The sequence below is a fragment of the Methyloparacoccus sp. NF-16 genome (genome assembly GCF_056880625.1).
This window is the reverse complement of the sequence record NZ_CP174130.1, coordinates 2,545,774-2,564,633: the sequence shown is the minus strand read 5'-3', so window position 1 is coordinate 2,564,633 and position 18,860 is coordinate 2,545,774. Positions and strand designations below refer to the sequence as shown.

The 18,860-nt window shown below is 66.0% G+C and carries 17 protein-coding genes; 10 read left to right on the top strand and 7 right to left on the bottom strand.

Annotated features, from left to right (window positions below; all coding sequences use genetic code 11):
* Nucleotides 1–76 precede the first annotated feature (76 nt).
* Together pyk and ACH5N8_RS12210 are read left to right on the top strand one after the other, a co-directional pair.
* A complete protein-coding gene (pyk, locus tag ACH5N8_RS12215) occupies nucleotides 77–1,579 on the top strand; it encodes a pyruvate kinase (protein ID WP_460027005.1) in 1,503 nt (500 codons plus the stop codon).
* Nucleotides 1,580–1,599: 20 nt separating this feature from the next.
* Nucleotides 1,600–2,601, top strand: coding sequence for a class 1 fructose-bisphosphatase (locus tag ACH5N8_RS12210; RefSeq protein ID WP_460027004.1), 1,002 nt, complete (start codon nucleotides 1,600–1,602; stop codon nucleotides 2,599–2,601).
* Nucleotides 2,602–2,661: 60 nt separating this feature from the next.
* Here the strand turns inward: ACH5N8_RS12210 and ACH5N8_RS12205 are convergent, their stop codons facing one another.
* Nucleotides 2,662–2,907 carry a twin transmembrane helix small protein gene (locus ACH5N8_RS12205; protein ID WP_460027003.1) on the bottom strand — a complete coding sequence of 82 codons (246 nt, stop codon included), beginning with the start codon at nucleotides 2,905–2,907 and terminating at the stop codon, nucleotides 2,662–2,664.
* A gap of 59 nt (nucleotides 2,908–2,966) precedes the next feature.
* Here ACH5N8_RS12205 and ACH5N8_RS12200 point away from each other — a divergent pair, with 59 nt between their 5' ends.
* From ACH5N8_RS12200 to ACH5N8_RS12185, 4 genes are all read left to right on the top strand, one after another.
* Nucleotides 2,967–3,704 carry an SURF1 family protein gene (locus tag ACH5N8_RS12200; RefSeq protein WP_483281505.1) on the top strand — a complete coding sequence of 246 codons (738 nt, stop codon included), beginning with the start codon at nucleotides 2,967–2,969 and terminating at the stop codon, nucleotides 3,702–3,704.
* The gene (locus ACH5N8_RS12195) at nucleotides 3,701–4,297 is read left to right on the top strand and encodes an SCO family protein (RefSeq protein ID WP_483281504.1); all 597 of its coding nucleotides are present in this window, start codon (nucleotides 3,701–3,703) and stop codon (nucleotides 4,295–4,297) included. The genes ACH5N8_RS12200 and ACH5N8_RS12195 overlap by 4 nt, the downstream gene beginning before the upstream one ends.
* A 144-nt stretch (nucleotides 4,298–4,441) precedes the next feature.
* Nucleotides 4,442–6,472 carry a signal recognition particle-docking protein FtsY gene (ftsY, locus tag ACH5N8_RS12190; RefSeq protein ID WP_483281503.1) on the top strand — a complete coding sequence of 677 codons (2,031 nt, stop codon included), beginning with the start codon at nucleotides 4,442–4,444 and terminating at the stop codon, nucleotides 6,470–6,472.
* Between the two features lie 34 nt (nucleotides 6,473–6,506).
* The gene (locus tag ACH5N8_RS12185; protein ID WP_460026999.1) at nucleotides 6,507–6,908 is read left to right on the top strand and encodes a DUF6524 family protein; all 402 of its coding nucleotides are present in this window, start codon (nucleotides 6,507–6,509) and stop codon (nucleotides 6,906–6,908) included.
* Between the two features lie 15 nt (nucleotides 6,909–6,923).
* Here the strand turns inward: ACH5N8_RS12185 and ACH5N8_RS12180 are convergent, their stop codons facing one another.
* A complete protein-coding gene (locus ACH5N8_RS12180; protein WP_483281502.1) occupies nucleotides 6,924–8,246 on the bottom strand; it encodes a M18 family aminopeptidase in 1,323 nt (440 codons plus the stop codon).
* Nucleotides 8,247–8,386: 140 nt separating this feature from the next.
* Between ACH5N8_RS12180 and ccmA the strand changes: the two genes are divergently transcribed.
* Genes ccmA through ACH5N8_RS12165 form a run of 3 tightly spaced genes read left to right on the top strand, consistent with a single transcriptional unit; the run spans nucleotide 8,387 to nucleotide 10,438 of the window.
* On the top strand, nucleotides 8,387–9,016 hold the full coding sequence (ccmA, locus tag ACH5N8_RS12175) for a cytochrome c biogenesis heme-transporting ATPase CcmA (protein WP_483281501.1): 630 nt from the start codon (nucleotides 8,387–8,389) through the stop codon (nucleotides 9,014–9,016).
* Nucleotides 9,017–9,021: 5 nt separating this feature from the next.
* Nucleotides 9,022–9,690, top strand: a complete 669-nt coding sequence (ccmB, locus tag ACH5N8_RS12170; protein ID WP_460027021.1) for a heme exporter protein CcmB — start codon at nucleotides 9,022–9,024, stop codon at nucleotides 9,688–9,690.
* 4 nt (nucleotides 9,691–9,694) lie between these two features.
* Complete coding sequence (locus tag ACH5N8_RS12165) at nucleotides 9,695–10,438, top strand: heme ABC transporter permease (RefSeq protein ID WP_460026996.1); 744 nt, start codon at nucleotides 9,695–9,697, stop codon at nucleotides 10,436–10,438.
* Nucleotides 10,439–10,534: 96 nt separating this feature from the next.
* Here ACH5N8_RS12165 and ACH5N8_RS12160 read toward each other — a convergent pair whose 3' ends face one another.
* Nucleotides 10,535–10,792, bottom strand: a complete 258-nt coding sequence (locus tag ACH5N8_RS12160; RefSeq protein ID WP_460026995.1) for an Lpp/OprI family alanine-zipper lipoprotein — start codon at nucleotides 10,790–10,792, stop codon at nucleotides 10,535–10,537.
* 302 nt (nucleotides 10,793–11,094) lie between these two features.
* Between ACH5N8_RS12160 and ACH5N8_RS12155 the strand changes: the two genes are divergently transcribed.
* Nucleotides 11,095–12,729: an alpha-D-glucose phosphate-specific phosphoglucomutase gene (locus ACH5N8_RS12155; protein WP_483281500.1), complete on the top strand. Its 1,635-nt coding sequence runs from the start codon at nucleotides 11,095–11,097 to the stop codon at nucleotides 12,727–12,729.
* A 109-nt stretch (nucleotides 12,730–12,838) separates the two neighbouring features.
* On the opposite strand, the gene rsmA is transcribed toward ACH5N8_RS12155, so the two are convergent.
* Genes rsmA through ACH5N8_RS12135 form a run of 4 tightly spaced genes read right to left on the bottom strand, consistent with a single transcriptional unit; the run spans nucleotide 12,839 to nucleotide 18,859 of the window.
* Entirely contained in the window at nucleotides 12,839–13,624 is a 786-nt protein-coding gene (gene rsmA / locus ACH5N8_RS12150) for a 16S rRNA (adenine(1518)-N(6)/adenine(1519)-N(6))-dimethyltransferase RsmA (protein WP_483281499.1), read from the bottom strand.
* A complete protein-coding gene (pdxA, locus tag ACH5N8_RS12145; protein WP_483281498.1) occupies nucleotides 13,621–14,634 on the bottom strand; it encodes a 4-hydroxythreonine-4-phosphate dehydrogenase PdxA in 1,014 nt (337 codons plus the stop codon). The genes rsmA and pdxA overlap by 4 nt, the downstream gene beginning before the upstream one ends.
* On the bottom strand, nucleotides 14,631–15,995 hold the full coding sequence (locus tag ACH5N8_RS12140; protein WP_483281497.1) for a peptidylprolyl isomerase: 1,365 nt from the start codon (nucleotides 15,993–15,995) through the stop codon (nucleotides 14,631–14,633). The genes pdxA and ACH5N8_RS12140 overlap by 4 nt, the downstream gene beginning before the upstream one ends.
* Before the next feature lie 11 nt (nucleotides 15,996–16,006).
* The gene (locus ACH5N8_RS12135) at nucleotides 16,007–18,859 is read right to left on the bottom strand and encodes an LPS-assembly protein LptD (RefSeq protein ID WP_483281496.1); all 2,853 of its coding nucleotides are present in this window, start codon (nucleotides 18,857–18,859) and stop codon (nucleotides 16,007–16,009) included.
* Nucleotide 18,860 lies beyond the last annotated feature (1 nt).

Sequence of the window (18,860 nt, the reverse complement as noted above, 5' to 3'; positions counted from 1 at the left end):
TCCCGCCGTTCCTGACTCCGTTCACCAGTAGGGCCACCCCGTTGTGGCCCTACGCGCACCTGAGTAGTTGGTTTTTATGTCAAAAGTTTTTCGTCGCACCAAGATCATCGCCACCTTGGGGCCGGCCTCGGAATCGCCCGAGGTGCTGGAAAAAGTGCTGAGAGCCGGTGCCGATGTCGTCCGTCTGAACTTCTCCCACGGCACGGCCGACGAGCATCGGGCCCGCGCCGAGCGTGTGCGTGTCCTTGCCCGGAAGCTGAACCGCCATGTGGCCATCCTGGCCGACCTGCAGGGTCCGAAAATCCGCGTGGCCCGCTTCAAGGACAACCGCAAGGTCATGCTGGAGGTCGGGCAGAAATTCGATCTGGATACGGCGTTCCCGTCGGATCAGGGCGACGAAACCCAGGTTGGATGCAGCTACGAGGCGTTGCCCCGGGACGTCAGGAAAGGCGATGTCCTGCTGCTGAACGACGGGCTGATCGTCATGGCGGTCGACGAGGTGGTCGGCACCCGCGTCAAGTGCACGGTAACGGTGGGCGGCGTGCTGTCCAACCACAAGGGTATCAACAAGCAGGGTGGCGGCCTGTCGGCGCCGGCCCTGACCGACAAGGACAAGCAGGATCTGCGGACGGCTGTCGACATCGGCGCCGATTATCTGGCCATCTCCTTTCCGCGCTCCCGCGAGGACATGGACGAGGCGCGGCGCATGCTTACAGAGCTCGGCAGCGACATGGGGCTGGTGGCCAAGGTGGAGCGCGCCGAGGCCATCCTCGAAGGCACCATCGAGGGCATCATCGAGGCTTCCGACGCGATCATGGTCGCTCGCGGCGACCTGGGCGTGGAAATCGGTGATGCGCGCCTGCCGCATGTCCAGAAGCGCCTCATCCAGCTGGCCCGCACCTTCAACAAGGCCGTCATCACCGCCACGCAGATGATGGAGTCGATGATCAGCAATCCGGTGCCGACCCGCGCCGAGGTCTCGGATGTTGCCAACGCCGTGTTCGACGGCACCGACGCCGTCATGCTCTCCGCCGAGACCGCGTCCGGCGACTACCCCGACCTGGCGGTCAAGGCCATGGCCCAGGTCTGCCTGGAGGCGGAGAAATACCCGCGCGAGAAATCCAAGCACCGCCTGCACGAGCGGTTCGAGCGCATCGACGAAACGGTCGCCCTTTCGGCCATGTATGCGGCCAACCACCTCGAAGTGCGGGCTATCGGCGCCCTCACCGAGACCGGCTCCACGCCACTGTGGATGTCGCGCATCAGCTCGGGTATCCCGATTTACGCCCTGACGGCTCACGAAAAGACCTGCCGCCGGGTGACGCTGTTCCGCGGCGTCTATCCGATCAGCTTCAACCCAATCGGCATTCTCGACCATGCGGTGCTGAACCGCGCCATCGTCGAGGAGTTCATGCGGCGCGGCCTGGTCGATGCCGAGGACACCATCATCCTGACCAAGGGTGACCTGATGGGCACCCGCGGCGGTACCAACGCCATGAAGATCGCTACCATATCCGAGATACTGGCGGCCGCTCCGGACGACTGGAAAGCGCACTGCCCGGCATGCCAACAACCATAACGACAGGTTAGGAGAACATCATGATCGGCCAACAACTGACCCAATTCCTGATCAACGAGCAGCGCAAGATCCCCGGCGCCACCGGCGAGCTCACGCTGCTCCTGAACGATATCGCCTCCGCCTGCAAAGGTATCGGCCATGAAGTCAACCGTGGCGCCCTGGCCGGCAACCTCGACGTCATCGGCTCGGAGAACGTCCAGGGCGAGGTGCAGAAAAAACTGGACGTGCTGTCCAACGAAATCTTCATCCGCTCGCTGGAATGGACCGGCCACCTGGCGGCCATGGCTTCCGAGGAAAACGACGAGATCATCCAGATTCCCGCCGAATATCCCAGGGGCAAGTACCTGGTCGCCTTCGATCCGCTGGACGGCTCCGGCAACATCGAGGTCAACCTGTCCATCGGCACCATCTTCTCGATCCTGCGCGCGCCGGAAGGCAAGGTGGACATCACCGCCGAGGACTTCATGCAGAAGGGCACCCAGCAGGTGGCGGCCGGTTTCTGCATCTACGGCCCGACCACCATCCTGATCCTGACCACCGGGCAGGGCGTCAACGGCTTCACCCTGGATCGCAACATCGGCGAATTCGTGCTCACCCATCCGAACGTCCGGGTGCCGGAGGACACCGCCGAGTTTGCCATCAACATGTCCAACCATCGCTTCTGGGAAGAGCCGGTGCGCCGCTATGTCGATGAGTGCGTCCAGGGCAAGGCCGGTGGCCGCGAGAAGGATTTCAACATGCGCTGGCTGGCGTCGATGGTCGCCGAGGTCTACCGTGTGCTGATGCGCGGTGGCCTGTTCACCTACCCGATCGACGACAAGATCAAGAGCAAGGGTGGTCGCCTGCGGCTGCTGTACGAAGCCAATCCGATGGGCTTCATCATCGAGCAGGCGGGCGGTGTCGCCTCCACCGGACGCGAGCGCATCCTCGACATCCAGCCGACCGGTATCCATCAGCGCGTACCGGTGATCCTCGGTTCCCGGAATGAAGTCGAGCGGCTGGCCTCCTACCACAAGGCCTGAGCGCCGACGACGGTTCGCAAAGCCCGGCTCGCGTGTCCGCGACCGGGCTTTTTTATGGGGTCAGGGTGTCGTCGGTGAGACGGTTTGCTGGGGATTGGCCGCCGGCGGTCGCAGCCCGTGCGGCTTGATCAGGCCGAAGCCGAAGCTCAGCAGCAGCAGGACGAACAGGCCGATCGAGAGCCCGATGCGGAGGGTGAGGGCACGGGCCGTACGCGGCGAGCGCTCGCGATCCTTGAGCAGGTAGACCAGCGCCGAACCGAGGCTGCCGACGATGATGAATAGCACCAATACGATGAGGATCTTCAAGGGCGGAACTCTGCTGAATGGCGAGACGGCGGGGCGGCGGGCGGTCGGGTGTGCCGACGGTGCCTGATTATAGCTTCAATGCTTCCGCGAAGGCCTGGCTCCTGTTCGGCGTCTGTTGCCCTCTGTTCCTGGCGCTGGGTTTCTGGCAGCTGGAACGCGCCGGAGAGAAGGAGCTCATCAACGCCACCAGGGCGACGCGCGTTGGGGAGGCGCCCATCCGGCTGTCCGCGGAAATGCGGGGGGACGGGGGGGATTTCCGTTATCGCCGGGTCTGGATGGTGGGTGAATATGATGCCGAGCACTCGTTCCTGGTCGACAATCAGGTGCAGGGCCAGGCCGTCGGCTATCACGTACTGACCCCGTTCAGGATCGACGGCGGCCCGGCCGTGCTGGTCAATCGCGGCTGGGTGCCACAGGGCCGGGACCGCCAGCAGCTACCGGAGACCGGGCCGCTGCCCGCCGGCCGGCTGCGCGTTCAGGGAACGCTGGACGCCTTCCACCGGGTCGGCCTTCGCCTCAAGGGGGCGGAGATTCCCGCCGAGGGCTGGCCGGCCGTGGTGCAGTTGCCCGAGGCCGATGCGCTGTCGCGGCGGCTCGGCTATCCCGTACAGGCGTATCAGGTATTATTGGACCCCGACGCCGAGGCGGGGTACGTCCGCCAATGGCATGCCGCCAGGCTCGATCCCGGCAAGAACCGAGGATACGCCCTGCAATGGTTCCTGTTCGCGGCAGTGGCCGCCTTCCTGTTTCTACGCCACGGTTTCACGTCCCGCCCGGCCCGAGCTTCCCAGCCATGAATCGCCCCCACGCTCCCCTCTGGCGCGGCCGCGCCATGATCATCGCCATCGCCCTGACCGCCTTCGTGCCGTTCGGCCTGGCCTGGTACTACGCGAAACACCCCGACCTGATCGACAGGACCAGCAACTACGGCAGCCTGATCCTGCCGGTGCGGCAATTGCCGCTGGCCGAGCTGCTGCCACCGGCGGACGCCCCCGCTGCGATGGCGGAGCTCCGGGGGCGGTGGCTGCTGTTGCAGGTCTCGACGCAATCCTGCGCGGCGGTCTGCGCCGAGACCCTGCACAAGACGCATCAGGGCTGGTTGATGCTGAACAAGGAAATGCCGCGGGTACGTCGCTTGCTGCTGGTCGCGGATGCCGAACAGGCGCGGACATCGCCGCCGGTACGGCAGGATGACGCCCTGCTGACGGCGGGGCTCGCGCCATCGGTGTTGACGGCGCTCGCCAGCGCCATCGGCAAGACGCCGGACGAGGGCGTGGTCATCCTCATCGATCCCCTGGGCAATCTGGTGCTCTGGTATGACCTTGGTTTCGACCCCTACCAGATGGTCAAGGATCTGAAACACTTGCTGAAGGCCTCCCAGATTGGCTGAGCTGCGCGTCCGGCCTGGCCGCCCCGGGCTGTCCCCCCGGCCGGTCGGCGCCAGGCCCGCCACCTCCGGCGCGGCGGGCCTGGCGCGCGGCATCGCCATCGCATAGGCCCACGCTCACTGCCCTGTCACGACAACACATCGCTTATGTTCCGCAAACTGGCTCTCCTCGTTCTGCTGCTGGCCCTCACCGTCATCCTGATGGGCGCCTATGTTCGTATTTCGGATGCCGGGCTCGGCTGCCCCGACTGGCCCGGTTGCTATGGCAAGCTGATCGTCGAGCCGCCCGTCCTGCCTGAAGGCGGTGCTGATCCCGCGTTTGACGCCGGCAAGGCGTGGAAGGAAATGGGCCACCGCTATCTGGCGGGTGCGCTGGGGCTGGGCGTGCTGGCGTTGCTGGTGATGGCCTTCCGGGAGCGGGGCAATCGCGGGCGGGTGATCCGCACGGCGCTCGCCGTGCTCGCGCTGCTGCTCCTGCAGGCCTTGCTGGGCATGTGGGCCGTCAAGTTTCTGGTCATGCCGCAGGTGGTGACGGCGCATCTCCTGACCGGCTTCCTGACCCTGTGGCTGTTGTACCGGCTCTGTCTGGCGGCGGGTCCGCAGACGGCGCCGCTCGCGCCCGTGACGGGGCTGTGCTGGCTCAGCCGCCTGGGGCTTCTGCTGTTGTTGCTGCAAATCGTCCTGGGCGGCTGGGTGTCTTCCCACTATGCGGCCCTGGCGTGTCCCGATTTCCCGACCTGTCTCGGCAGCTGGCTGCCGGCGCTCGACTATGACGCGCTGCTGTCCGGAGTCCTGAATCCGGCCGATCCTCATGCGCGGCTGCTGTCGCCCGAGGCGCGCGCCGGCCTTCATGTCATCCATCGCCTCGGCGCTGCCGTCGTATTCCTGGTATTGACCCTGCTGGCGATGGGGGTGACCTCCAATCCCAGGGTGCCGCGGCTGAGCAAGGTCGGTCTGTTGCTGAGCTTCCTGCTGCTGGTGCAGATCGGCCTCGGCATCGCGCTGGTGTTGCTGCGGTTGCCGGTGGCACTGGCCATGGCCCACCACGCCGTGGCGGCCCTGCTGCTGCTGACGGTGGCGCACATCCACTATTTCGTCGGCCTCGCACCGCAGGCCCCGGAGCGTCGCATCCCCGAGCAGGGCGCGGCGGAGCAGCCGCGGCAGCTGGAGACTCTCCCGTCGGCAACCCTGCCGCCGCCGGTCATCGGCCAGCCGGAAAGGGAGCCGGTTGCCCGCCCCGACGTCACCCCCGAAGGGCTGCTGACCCGGTTGAAGAGCCAGCTCGGCAAGACCCGGGGTGGGCTGACCGGTTTCATCGGCAATCTGGCGCTGGGCAGGAAGGCCATCGATCGCGAGTTCCTGGAGGACCTCGAGGCCCAGTTGCTGACGGCCGACATTGGCGTGGCGGCGACGCGCGACATCATCGGCCACCTGACCGAAAGCCTGGATCGTCAGGAACTGGCGGATATCGACGTGCTCAAGGCCAGGCTCAAGGCGTACCTGCACGAGATCATCCTCCCGGTGAGCGTGCCGCTGGCGATCCCGGAGGAGACCCGGCCCTTCGTCATCCTGGTGGTGGGCGTCAACGGTGTCGGCAAGACCACCACCATCGGCAAGCTTGCCAAGCGCTTGCAGAACCAGGGGCACAGCGTGATGCTGGCGGCGGGCGATACCTTCCGTGCCGCGGCGGTCGAGCAGTTGCAGACCTGGGGCGAGCGCAACCAGGTGCCCGTCGTGGCCCAGCATACCGGGGCCGACTCGGCCTCGGTCATCTACGATGCCCTGCAGGCGGCCCAGTCGCGCGGCATCGACATCCTGATCGCCGATACCGCCGGCCGCCTGCACAACAAGTCCAACCTCATGGAGGAGCTCAGCAAGGTTCGGCGCATCATGGCCAGGCTGGATCCGACGGCCCCGCATGAGGTATTGCTGGTACTCGATGCTGGCACCGGTCAGAATGCCATCAACCAGGCCCGCCAGTTTCACGAGGCGGTGGGTCTCAGCGGGATCGCCCTGACCAAGCTCGACGGCACGGCCAAGGGTGGGGTCATCTTCGCGCTGGCCAGGCAGTTCGGTCTGCCCATCCGCTACATCGGCATCGGCGAGGGGATCGACGACCTGCAGGATTTCGATGCCGGCCAGTTCATCGAGGCGCTCTTCGCGGAAACGGAATCCTGAGCGCGCCAGCGGCAGCTTCCCCCGGGGAGGTGGGATGATGGGGATATTGCTTCGTTTCCTGATGGCGCTGGTGCTGGTGTTCGCAACCTGGAATCCCAGCGGGCATTCCTATCTGCACTGGCTGCTGCGTTCGCTGCCCGATATCACCGCGCCACTGGCCTTCACCGGCGTGGTGCTGCTGATCGGCTGGGTGTTGTTCCTGCACGCGACACTGGAGTCCCTGGGGTTCCTCGGGGTCCTGCTCGCCGCCGCCTTCTTCGGTACCCTGACCTGGCTGTTCTTCGACCAGGGCTGGATCACCGCCGAGAACGGCATCGTCACCTATGTGTCACTGGTCGTCCTGGCGGCCATCCTCGCCGTTGGCATGGCCTGGTCGCACCTCTGGCGGCGCCTGTCGGGCCAGGTCGAGGTCGACGAGGACCGCGACCAGCGCTGAGAGGCCCTGCGCCTCTCAGCGCCGGAATGGGGCGGGGCTCTCCAGGAAGGTGCGCAGCAGGGCCATCAGCCAGAACTGATCCAGCACGCCGGCGCTCTCGCGCGCGCTGTGCATGGCCCACATGGGAGCGCCGCAGTCGATGGTGGGAACGCCCAGGCGGGCGGCGGTCATGGGGCCGATGGTCGAGCCGCAGCCGAGATCCGTCCGGTGCACGTAGGTCTGGCCGGGCACGCCGGCCTCCCGGCACAGCTCGATGAAACAGGCTTCGGTGAAACCGTCGGTGGCATAGCGCTGGTTCGCGTTGACCTTGACGGCCGGGCCGCCATTGACGCGAATGCCGTGCAGCGGCTCGTAGGCGTTGGGGAAGCTGGGGTGCCAGGCGTGCGCGGCATCGGCGCTGACCAGGAAGCTGCGGGCCAGGCCTCGCCGGTAACCGGTCCCGTCGTCGCCGCGACTCGATGCCAGTCTTTCCAGCACGTCGGCCAGGAAGCTGCCGTCCGCGCCCCTGTGGCTTTCGCTGCCGATCTCCTCGTGATCGAAGAAGGCGCAGACGGCGGTGGTTTCTCGCTCGCCGGCATTCAGCAGCGCCGTCAGGCCGGCATGGCAGGATGACAGGTTGTCGATCTGGCTGTCCGCCAGGAATTCCCCCTCGGCTCCCCAGAAGCTGCCGGGCTGATCGTCGAAAACCGCGAGTTCGAAACTGAGGACGTCATCGGCCTCGACCCCTGCCTGACGGGCCAGCAGGCGCAGGAACTGGCTTTCCGCTCCCAGCGCGTCATGCAGCAGCCCCAGGATCAGGGGCAGTTCCGTCTGCTTGTGCAGCTTGAGACCCTCGTCGTTGACCTTGCGGTTCATGTGGATGGCAAGGTTGGGCAGGCGCGCGACGGGCTGCTCGAAGCGGATCAGCCGGCTGGCGATGCCGTCGGGGCCGCGCAGGTGCACGCGGCCGGCCAGGTTGAGGTCGCGGTCGGTGAAGGTCGCCAGAATGGGGCCCCCGTAAACCTCCACGCCCAGCCGCAGCAGGCTATCGGCAGCATGGGCGGCCTTCGGCTTCAGGCGCAGCCCTGGAGAGTCGGTGTGCGCGCCGATCAGCCGGAACCCGGCTGCCGAGGGCGGCGCCGAGCCGACCCGAAAGGCGATCAGCGAGGCGCCGCCGCGGATGACATAGCGGCGGTCGCCCGCCTCCAGCGGCCAGTCCTCGTGCTCGGCCAGCTCGCGGTAACCCTGCCGGCGCAGGCGGCTGGCCAGCATGTCGACGGCATGCCAGGGACTGGGGCTGGCATCGATGAAGTCCAGCAGATCCTGGGCGTGGCGGCGTTGATCGGGCGAGATGTCCATTGGTGCAGCGGCCGGGGCGTTGAGTGATGCCGCAGTTTAGCCGATCGGTGGCCGCTGGCGCTCGCTGCCCGGCCCCGGGCGGTGCCGATTCTGCGATAATCGGTGGCCATGCCCTCACCCATGATTCGCGCCGGCGCCTGATGTCTGTTCCGATTCCCCTGCTGGAGGCGCGGCGGCTTGCCTGCCGCCGTGGCGAGGTGACGTTGTTCGAGGAACTGGCGTTCACGCTGGACCGCGGCGAGGTCCTGCAAATCGAGGGCGCCAACGGCAGCGGCAAGACCAGCCTGCTGCGCATTCTGGCGGGGCTGACGCCGGCGGACGAGGGAACGGTCTTGTGGCAGGGGTGGGACATTCGCGAGCGGCGATCCGAATTCCATGGCCAGCTGGCCTATCTGGGGCATCATCTGGGCTTGAAGCACGAGCTCACGGTCGTCGAGAACCTGCGTGCCGCGGCCGGCATCCAGGGCATGGGGGGCGCCGTCTCGCGTCTGCCGGGCGTGCTGGACAAGGTCCGGCTCGATCACCGGGCCGATTTGCCGGTGCGGGCCCTGTCGGCCGGCCAGCGGCAGCGCGTGGTGCTGGCACGCCTGCTGCTGCTGGGCGCCGTCCTGTGGATACTCGACGAACCGTTCACGGCGCTGGATGCTGCCGGGGTCGACCTGGTGCGCAGCCTGGTCGAGGAGCACCTGGAAGAGGGCGGCGTCGTGATCCTGACCTCGCATCAGGCGGTCCCCCTGGGCCAGCGCCTGCGCAAGCTGGCGCTGTCGTGAAGCCAATGCTGGGAGCACTGCTGGCGCTGGTCAGGCGCGATCTCCTGCTGGCCTACCGCCATCGCGGGGAACTGGCGAATCCGCTGCTGTTCTTCATGATTGTGGTGACCTTGTTCCCGCTGGGCGTCAGTCCCGCGGAGGCGCTGCTGAAAATCCTGGCGCCCGGCGTGATCTGGATCGCTGCCCTCCTGGCGGCGCTGTTCTCGCTGGAGAGCATGTTCCGTTCGGATTTCGAGGATGGCGCGCTGGAGCAGATGGCCATGAGTCCGCAGCCGCTGGCACTGCTGGTGCTGGGCAAGGTGCTGGCGCACTGGCTGGTCAGCGGCTTGCCGATGCTGCTGATGGCGCCCTTGCTGGCGTTGTTCCTGTCCCTGCCGGTGGCGGGCATCTTGGCGCTGGAGCTGACCCTGTTGGTCGGGACGCCGCTGCTGAGCCTCCTGGGGTCGATCGGCGTGGCGCTGACCGTCGGCCTGCGCCGGGGCGGGGTGTTATTGACCTTGCTGGTTCTGCCCCTATACATCCCGGTGCTCATTTTCGCCACCAACGCCGTCACCGTTGCCGTGGCCGGTCTTCCCTACGACGGGCAGGTCTATTTTCTGGCGGCACTCCTGGCGCTTGCCGTGACGCTGGCGCCATTCGCCACCGCCGCCGCCTTGCGCATCAGCCTGAGTTGACATCATGTGGAACGCGATCTGGTTGTTTTTTCACAAACTGGCCTCTCCCAAGCATTTCTATCGCATCAGCGGGCGGTTGCTGCCCTGGCTGGGCGGATTGACGCTGGTTCTGTTGCTGGCCGGTCTGTATCTAGGGCTGTTCGTGGCGCCGCCGGACTATCAGCAGGGACAGAGCTACCGCATCATCTTCGTGCATGTTCCCAGCGCTTGGATGTCGTTGTTCGTCTATACCTTCATGGCGGTGCTCAGCGCCATCCACCTGATCTGGAACATCAAGCTGGCCGATGTGATGGTCCGGAGTTCGGCGACCCTCGGCGCGTCGTTCACCCTCCTCGCGCTGGTGACGGGGTCGCTCTGGGGTAAGCCGATGTGGGGTGCCTGGTGGGTCTGGGATGCGCGCTTGACCTCGGAGCTGATCCTGCTGTTCCTCTATCTCGGCTACATGGCCCTGGTGTCGGCGATCGAGGACACGCGCACCGCGGCCCGGGCCGGCGGGGTGCTGATCCTGGTGGGCGTGGTCAACATTCCAATCATCCATTACTCGGTCGAATGGTGGAATACCCTGCACCAGGGACCGACGGTGACCAAGATCGACAAGCCGTCCATCCACCTGAGCATGCTGGTGCCGCTGTTGCTGATGGCGGCGGCGTTCCAGTTCTACTATTTCACGGTCGTGCTGATGCGCGCCCGGGTCGAGTTGCTGTCGCGGGAGCGTCGTGGCGAGTGGGTGAAGGAGGTGGTGTCCTGAAGCCCCCCGGGGACAGCTCCGGCAGTCGCGGACACAAAAAAACCCGGTGGGTTGCCCCGCCGGGTTTTTCGCAAGTTTCTCGCGGAGGCGAAAAGCTTATTTCATAGCGCCCTTGCGGAAGCCACGGTCCAGCTTGGCGTTGACTTCTTCGGCAGCGGCAGCCGCGCGGCGAGCAGCGGCGTCGGCGCTGGTGGCAGCGGACAGCGCTTCGTCAGCGGTGCTCTTGACAGAAGAGATCTCAGCCTTCAGGCCGTCAACCTGGGTCTGCAGGGCAGACAGGTCGCTTTTGCTGGCGCAGCCAACGGTCAGGCCAGCAGACAGAAGAACGATGGACAGCTTGGTTGCATTCATCATTGTGGGTTTCCTTCTTATGATGCGGTCGTTTAAGAAAGCATCTCTACTTTATCAAGGATGAAGCACAGATGCCGCTCGGAATTTAGTTTGCCGAGATTTCGCCAAACTTTCCAGTATTATTTTTACACAATCTGTTGCGATGTCACCAGCGATTTGGCGTTTTGACGCCAAATCTTCATCAAGCGAGCGGGTGCGCTTCCGCCGGTGGGGCCCTTGTCGACCCGGCTGCCGCGACTGCTGTCCGAATGCCCGAATTCAGTACAATGCACGCGGAATCTTCCTCTCAAGACCATGAGCCCATCATGCAGATAAGAACCATCGAGACGCGTCCCTACCCGGACCAGAAGCCCGGCACCTCGGGGCTGCGCAAGAAAGTCAGAGTCGTGCTGCAGGAGCATTACCTGGAAAACTTCGTCCAGTCGGTTCTGGACGTGATCGGCGATGCCCGGGGCATGACCCTGGTGCTGGGGGGCGACGGCCGCTTTCACAACCGCCGCGCCGCGCAGACCATCATCAAGATGGCGGCGGCCAATGGCGTCGGCCGGCTGCTGGTCGGGCAGGGCGCCCTGCTGTCGACGCCGGCTGCCTCCTGCCTGATTCGCAAGCAGGGCGCGCAGGGCGGCTTTGTCCTGTCCGCCAGCCACAATCCCGGTGGACCGGACGAGGATTTCGGTATCAAGTTCAACGCCGCCAACGGGGGGCCCGCGCCGGAGAACTTCACCAACGCGGTCTATGCCCGCACCAAGGCGATCACCGAATACCGGATCGCCGACACGGACGATGTCGACCTTGACACCCCGGGCGACCGGCGGGTGGGCGACATGGTCGTCACCATCGTCGACCCGGTTGCCGACTATGCCGAATTGATGGAAAGCCTGTTCGATTTCGCGGCCATGACCTCAGCGCTGAAGTCCGGCACGATCTCGATCTGTTTCGATGCCATGCATGCGATCACCGGACCCTATGCCCGGCGCATCCTGGTCGACCGGCTCGGCGCCGCGCCGGATTCGGTCATGAACGCCACTCCGCTGGAGGATTTCGGTGGCGGGCATCCCGATCCCAACCTGGTCCATGCGCATGCCCTGGCGGAACGCATGTACGCCCCCGGCGCGCCGACCCTGGGCGCGGCCTCGGATGGCGATGGCGACCGCAACATGATCATGGGCGATCGTTTCTTCGTCACGCCCAGCGACAGCCTGGCCGTGCTGGCGGCCAACCTGCACCTGTTGCCCGGGTACCGGGATGGCCTCAAGGGCGTGGCCCGCTCGATGCCCACCAGCCAGGCGGTCGACCGCGTCGCCAAGGCAATGGGCATCGATTGCTACGAGACCCCGACCGGCTGGAAATTCTTCGGCAACCTTCTGGACGCCGGCAGGATCACCCTGTGTGGCGAGGAGAGCTTCGGCACCGGTTCCGATCATGTCCGTGAAAAGGACGGCCTGTGGGCCGTGCTGGCCTGGCTGAATCTGCTGACGGTGCGCCAGCAGTCGGTGGCCGACATCGTGCGCGAGCACTGGCGCGCATTCGGCCGGGACTATTACTCGCGGCACGATTACGAGGGCATGCCAGCCGCCATCGGCGACGGCATCATGGCGCATTTGCGCGGGCAGCTGGCGGGCTTGATTGGCCGCAGCTTCGGTGCCAACACGGTATGCCTGGCCGACGATTTCAGCTACACCGATCCGGTGGATGGCAGCGTCAGCCCGAACCAGGGCATCCGCATCGTCTTCGACAATGGTTCCCGCATCGTCTTCCGCCTCTCCGGCACCGGGACCGAGGGAGCGACCCTGCGCATCTATCTGGAACGCTACGAGCGCGATTCCTCCCGGCATGATCTCGATCCCCAGGATGCCCTCCAGGACCTGATCGAGCTGGCCGAGCAGCTCGGCGAGGTCCGGCAGCGCTCCGGCATGGCGGTGCCCACCGTCATTACCTGACGGGAAAGGCGCGCCGCGATCCGGTCATGGCCGGTTGCCTGCCCGCAGGCTGCTGGACCGCGGCGGCTGGAGGCCCGTCCTGTCCCGCCCGTTTATCGTCAGGTCCTTGCTATGGGTTCTGCCGCTGGCTCAGGCGGCGGGCCAGTCCGGCGAAGGCGGCCAGGTCGAGCGTTTCGGCCCGGGCACCGGGATCGATACCGGCGGCCAGCAGGTCGGCTTCGTCGAGCAGATGCCGCAAGGCGTTGCGCAGCGTCTTGCGCCGCTGGGCGAAGGCGGCCGCGACCACTTGGCCCAAGGTCACGGCGTCTGCCGTAAGCGGCGGTTCGGCGTGGGGCGTCAGGCGCACCACGGCCGACATCACCCGGGGTGGCGGCTGGAAACTCTCCGGCGGCACCTCGAACAGCTTTTCCGCCCGGCAGCGGTATTGGGCCATCAGGCTCAGCCGGCCGTAATCGGGTTCGCCCGGCCCGGCGCACAGCCGATCCACGACTTCCCGTTGCAGCATGAAGTGCATGTCCTCGATCCGGTCCGCGGCGGCCAGCAGGTGGAACAGCAGCGGTGTCGAGATGTTGTAGGGCAGGTTGCCGACGATGCGGAGTTTCCCGCCTTCGCTCAGCCCGGCAATGTCGAATTTCAGCGCATCCGCTGCGTGCAGCCGGAATCCGGGCCGTTCGGCGAAGCGCTGACTCAGCCGGGCGACCAGATCGCGGTCGATCTCGATGGCGTCCAGCCGCGCCGAGCGGCCGAGCAGGGCCGCCGTCATCACACCCTCGCCCGGGCCGATTTCCACCAGATGATCCCCGGGGCGCGGGTTGACCGCCATGACGATGCGATGCACCACGGTATCGTCGCGCAGGAAATTCTGGCCGAAACGCTTGCGGGGAATATGGTTCATGCGGTTTGCGTGGAAGGGGACGGGGCGCCGCGCGATCGGCCCGTCCGGACCAGGTCGGCGGCGGTCTCGATGGCGGCCAGCAGGCTGCCGGGATCGGCCTTGCCGCTTCCGGCCAGGGCCAGGGCCGTGCCATGGTCGACCGAGGTGCGGAGAATCGGCAATCCCAAGGTGATGTTGACGGCGCGACCGAAACCCAGGTGCTTGAGCACCGGCAGGCCCTGGTCATGGTACATGGCGAGCACGGCATCGGCCTGGGCCAGTACCGGCGGCAGGAACAGGGTGTCGGCGGGCAGGGGGCCGGTCAGTCGCAGACCCTGTCGCCGGAGCGAGGCAACGACCGGTTCGATCACGTCGATTTCCTCTCGCCCCAGGTGCCCGCCTTCGCCGGCATGCGGGTTGAGGCCGGCGACCAGGATATGCGGTTCGGCAAGCCCGAAGCGGTTGCGCAGGTCGCGGTCGAGGATGCGCAGGATGCGCTCCAGTCCCGGGCCGGTAATGGCGCGGCTGACCTCCGCAAGCGGCAGGTGCGTGGTGGCCAGCGCCACCCTCAGCCCGGGAGCGGCCAGCAGCATCACCGGATCGCCGCCGGTCAGCGCGGCAATGAATTCGGTATGGCCGGTAAAGGGGTAGCCGGCCTCGTTGAGACTGGCCTTGTTGACCGGACCGGTCACCAGCGCGTCGCAGACGCCGTCGAGACAGGCGCGGACGGCGGCCTTGAGCGTCGTCAGCAGATAATCCGCGTTGTCCCGGTTCAGCCTGCCGGCCCCGGGATCGGGGCAGTCGGCCACCGGCCAGACCCACAGGCGTCCCGGCGTCGCGGTGCACGGGTGGCCGGGCTGCCAGATGACGAGTTCGATCCGCTGGCCGAGCTGGCGGGCGCGCTGCGCCAGCAGCGCGGGATCGCCGACCACCACCAGATCGGCAGGCAGGCTTCGTTCGGCGAGCGCCAGGCAGAGATCCGGGCCGATGCCGGCCGGTTCGCCTGGGGTCAGGGCGAGGCGCGGCCTCACGGTTCCGGCTTCGCCGGCGGTGGCGGCGGCGTGCCGTCCGGGGCCAGTTCGGGTATCCGGTACTCGACATAGGCCTCGTCCCGGATGCGGCGCAGCCACAGTTCCGTCTCTTCCGCCAGCTTGCGCTTGAAGATCTCGTCCTGTGCCTGCTTTCTCAGCAGTTCCTCCGTATCGTCGGACTCCTGCCGTTCCAGCACCTGGATCAGGTGCCAGCCGAACTGGCTCTGCACCGGATCGCTGAACTGGTTCGGTCCGAGGGCATTCATCGCCTGCTCGAATTCCGGCACCAGCGCGCCGGGCGCGACGAAGCCAAGGTCGCCGCCCTTGACGGCAGAGCCCTTGTCATCGGAGTTGCCCCGCGCAAGATCGCCGAAATCGTCGCCGGCCTCGATGCGGGTCTTGATGGTCTCCAGCTTTTTCCTGGCGTCTTCGTTGGTGATGAGTTCGTTGGGCTTGATGAGGATATGGCGGACATGCGTCTTGGTGACACGCTGCACGTCGCCGCCGCGCATTTCCAGCAGCTTGATGAGGTGGAAGCCGCTCGGGCTGCGGATCGGGCCCTGGATGTCGCCCTTCTTCATTTTCGGCACGAGGTCGGCAAACAGGGTCGGCATCTCGCTCAGCTTGCGCCAGCCGAGCTCGCCGCCCTTGAGTGCTTCGGATGCATCGGAGGAACTCAGCGAGGCCTGGCGGAAATCCAGGCCCTGCCTGAGATCGGCGACCAGCTTCTCGGCCTTCTCGCGGGCAGCCTGCACCGCGGCTGGCTGTGCCGCCTGGGGGGTGGCGATGAGGATGTGGCCGAGCAGGAATTCGGCGTTGGGGTCGGCGCCGGACTTGCCGCGGGCCTCCATCCAGTTCTGGATCTCGCGGTCGCTGATCTTGATCTGGCTGTTGACCTGATTGCTGCGCAGACGCTGCTGTGCCAGCTCGCCACGGATCTGTTCGAGGAAATCGGGGTATTCGATGCCTTCGGCGCGCAGCGAGCCGCGCAGTTCCTCGGGCGTCAGGTTGTTTTTCTGGGCGATCTGCTGCACCGCCTGGCGCAAGGTTTCGTCATCCACCCGCAGGCCGGATTTTTCCGCCAGACTGATCTGGATCTTCTCCAGGATCATCCGGTCCAGCACCTGGCGCGCCAGGGTGATCCCGGAGGGCATGGGGGTGTCGCTCTGGGCCAGTCCCTGGCGGATGGCGGCGATCTTCTTCTGCAGTTCGCTCTCCAGGATCACATCGTCCTCGACCACGGCAACGATGCGGTCCACGCCATCGGCGGCGGCGGGCGGCACGGGCAGAGACGCCAGCCCGGTCAGGCCGGCGAGCAGCAGCGCGGAACGGGACAGGCGGGACATGAACGGTTTGACCATGGGTGTCGGTATCAGTAATCGCTGAATCGGTAACCGCTGACGCTGCGTTCGAGGAACTTGTCGACCTCGTCGCCCAGCGTGGTGAGTCCCTTCAGTTCCAGCTGCATGAACACGGCATTGTTGGATTGCGCCGTGCCGTCGGATTCGATGGTGTTCAGGTAGCGGCGTCCCAGCAGGGTGAAACGCCAGCAGCAGGTCTCCCGCTCGAAGCCGAAGAAGCTCTCGGTCGTCACATCGTCGAGTATCGAATACTGCCAGCGGCCGATGGCGTACCAGCCGGCGAGAATGGGCAGACGCATGGAGACATCGGTGAGGTTGAGGCAGCCGAAGTTGTTGGTGTAGTAGTTCTGGCCCAGGTCGTTCGGCAGGCAGGTATCGGTGTACTGGTTGCGGCGGTAGCGGTAGGCGACGTTCAGCAGCTGGTTCTGGCGGTTGTTGTATTGCAGGCCGACCTGTCCGCGCTCGATGGAGTTGAGCGACGGGTTGTACTGTCCGGCGGTGTAGACCGACCAGTTCTCCGTGATGCCGCCGTATACGTCGCCGACGATGTTCGAGAAGGTCTGGGCATAAGTATCCGGCGGAAGCCCCACGGGCGTGACCTCGCGGCGCTGGAAGTAGAACTGGTTGCCCAGGGTCGCCCGCAAGCGTTCGATGCCGGTGGTCTGGTCGATCAGCCGCGAGGTCACCGCTGCCGTCAGCTCGTTGGCGTCACCGATGCGGTCATAGCCGGCGAAGCGGTTCTCGCGGAAGAGCTGGTAGTAGGTGAAGTCGTAGCTGGTGGTATCGAACAGCGGGATGTTCTGCTGGTTGACCGTGGGAATGTAGACATAGAACAGCCGCGGCTCGATGGTTTGCTGCATGGCCCGGTCGCCCAGGGAAAATTCCCGGTCGAAATAGGTGCCGCTGTCCATCGACAGGATGGGCACGGTGAAGTTTTCGCTGGTCCCGGCGGTCGTGTTGACGCCCAGGCTCTGCTGCAGGCCCGACCAGAATTGTGGGCTCTGCAGCGTGTACTGGTTGAACGCCAGGGTGGCGCTGGGCCGGAAGAAGGCGGCGCTGGTCTCGATCGGGTAGCTCAGCTTGGGCCGGATCAGGAAGCGCTGACCCATGGTCATCTCGTTGCTGTCGGCCTGGATGTAGGCCATCTGGCTCTCGTTGCTGAACTGCAGGCCCGAGTCCAGGATGTTGTGGCCGAAAAAGTGGCTGACCTTGGGCAGGTAGAAATAGGGATACTGATCCTTGGGGATGCTCGGATCGATGGTCTGGAAGTAGTTGGCGATGGCGTTTACCGGCCCGATCGGGCTGTTGTAGTTCAGCGTCGCGGAACTGGGGATGTTGCGGTAGTCGACGATGGCCAGCGGCGAGCCCAGCTGGTTCAGGTAGTAGGGGTCGGAAACCCAGTTGGCCTGGATGCGGCTGGAAATGTTCTCGGAAATCTTCGCGTCGTTGGTCCAGCCGACCTGGCCGCGCGTGGTCGGGATTTCCTGACCGGTGCCCTTGGTGCTCTCCGCCAGCTGGTCGTAGGGCAGGATGTCGCCCACCAGGCGACCGCGGGAGTACTCGGTCAGGTAGCGGAACTCGTTGCGCAACATGAAGCCCCGCTTCGAGAAGTACGAGGGCTGTATCGTGTCGTCGAAATTCGGCGCGATGTTCAGATAGTAGGGCACCCTGACGATGGCGCCGCTGGCGGAGTTGCCGCCGATGCTGGGGCTCAGCAGGCCGGAGACGCGCCGGTTGTCGATCGGGAAATCCATGTAGGGCGCGTACAGGAACGGCACGTCCATGAATTCGAACCAGGCGCTCTGCGCCGTGCCGGTGCCGGTCTCCTTGTTGATCTTGAGCTTGTCGGCGTGCAGGACCCAGTCCTGGTTGCCGGTCGGGCAGGTCGTGTAGCTGGCGGTCTCGTAGCGCGACAGGGTGTTGCTGTCGATGTGGGTCAGCCGCGAGGTGCCGCGTCCGGGAACCGCCGGCAGGATGAACTGGGAGTTGCGGAACACGCCGCGATCGGATTCGCCGTCCATGAAGCCCGAGTCGCTGGAAAGGATCATCCCCTTTTCCTGATAGGTGACGTTGCCATGCACGTTGACGGCGTTGTTCTTCAGGTTGCGGGTGATGTAGTCGGCCCACAGGCGCTGGTCGGCCTTGACCATCTCCGCCGAGCCGTTGAAATTCGAAACCTCGCCGTCGATCAGCTCGAAGTAGTCGGAGTGGATGTCGACCGGCGCCTTCTCGCGCGCCAGTTTTTCCTCGGGGCTCAGCAGGAACTCGGCCATGGGCGGGGGCCGCCGCTTGCCCACCTTGGGCGCGCAGCTGCGCTGCCAGGGGTTGGCCGGCAGCTTGCTCATCATGTTCTCGAAACGGTCCTCGTCCTCGCGCGTGATGCTGCTCGACTGGGCCCAGTTTTCGGTCGCCTCGCCTGCCTCGCTGACGACATGGGCCAGGCCGCGCGGGTCGCGACCGCTCAGCGAGCAGGACCAGCCGCGGTCGGGGCCTTCATCCAGGCTGGGCACACAGCTCCAGCCTGCCACCTTGGCCTTGGCCGGCTCGCCCCTGGCCTCGGGGGTGTCGAAGGGCGCGCGGCTATTCAGCAGCTCGGGCCTGTCCTCGGGGTCGCTGCCGGGGCGCGCGGCACCGTTGTCGGCGGCGGGGGATGCGGGCTCCTCGCCCAGTTCGATGCCGCTGTCCTGGTTCTCCGGCGTCGGCCTGTGCGGCAAGGGGGTGGCCGAACCGCAGTTCCAGGCGCCGTTGCCGCTCTTGCGCTGGCAGTCCCAGTCGCTGCTGGCGCCTGCCGCCAGCGGCGGCGTCAACGCGCTGGCGCTGGCCACGACGAGGCCGAGCAGCGGCCCGCACCGCCGGGCGCGCATC

Bases quoted from the DNA above. Each gene is read 5' to 3' on its own strand.
- ACH5N8_RS12160 (WP_460026995.1), bottom strand. From the start codon at position 10,792: ATGATGAATGCAACCAAGCTGTCCATCGTTCTTCTGTCTGCTGGCCTG.
- ftsY (WP_483281503.1), top strand. From the start codon at position 4,442: ATGTTCCGCAAACTGGCTCTCCTCGTTCTGCTGCTGGCCCTCACCGTC.
- ACH5N8_RS12210 (WP_460027004.1), top strand. From the start codon at position 1,600: ATGATCGGCCAACAACTGACCCAATTCCTGATCAACGAGCAGCGCAAG.
- ACH5N8_RS12185 (WP_460026999.1), top strand. From the start codon at position 6,507: ATGATGGGGATATTGCTTCGTTTCCTGATGGCGCTGGTGCTGGTGTTC.
- rsmA (WP_483281499.1), bottom strand. From the start codon at position 13,624: ATGAACCATATTCCCCGCAAGCGTTTCGGCCAGAATTTCCTGCGCGAC.
- ACH5N8_RS12165 (WP_460026996.1), top strand. From the start codon at position 9,695: ATGTGGAACGCGATCTGGTTGTTTTTTCACAAACTGGCCTCTCCCAAG.
- ACH5N8_RS12140 (WP_483281497.1), bottom strand. From the start codon at position 15,995: ATGGTCAAACCGTTCATGTCCCGCCTGTCCCGTTCCGCGCTGCTGCTC.
- ACH5N8_RS12180 (WP_483281502.1), bottom strand. From the start codon at position 8,246: ATGGACATCTCGCCCGATCAACGCCGCCACGCCCAGGATCTGCTGGAC.
- ccmA (WP_483281501.1), top strand. From the start codon at position 8,387: ATGTCTGTTCCGATTCCCCTGCTGGAGGCGCGGCGGCTTGCCTGCCGC.
- ccmB (WP_460027021.1), top strand. From the start codon at position 9,022: ATGCTGGGAGCACTGCTGGCGCTGGTCAGGCGCGATCTCCTGCTGGCC.
- ACH5N8_RS12155 (WP_483281500.1), top strand. From the start codon at position 11,095: ATGCAGATAAGAACCATCGAGACGCGTCCCTACCCGGACCAGAAGCCC.
- ACH5N8_RS12195 (WP_483281504.1), top strand. From the start codon at position 3,701: ATGAATCGCCCCCACGCTCCCCTCTGGCGCGGCCGCGCCATGATCATC.
- pyk (WP_460027005.1), top strand. From the start codon at position 77: ATGTCAAAAGTTTTTCGTCGCACCAAGATCATCGCCACCTTGGGGCCG.
- ACH5N8_RS12135 (WP_483281496.1), bottom strand. From the start codon at position 18,859: ATGCGCGCCCGGCGGTGCGGGCCGCTGCTCGGCCTCGTCGTGGCCAGC.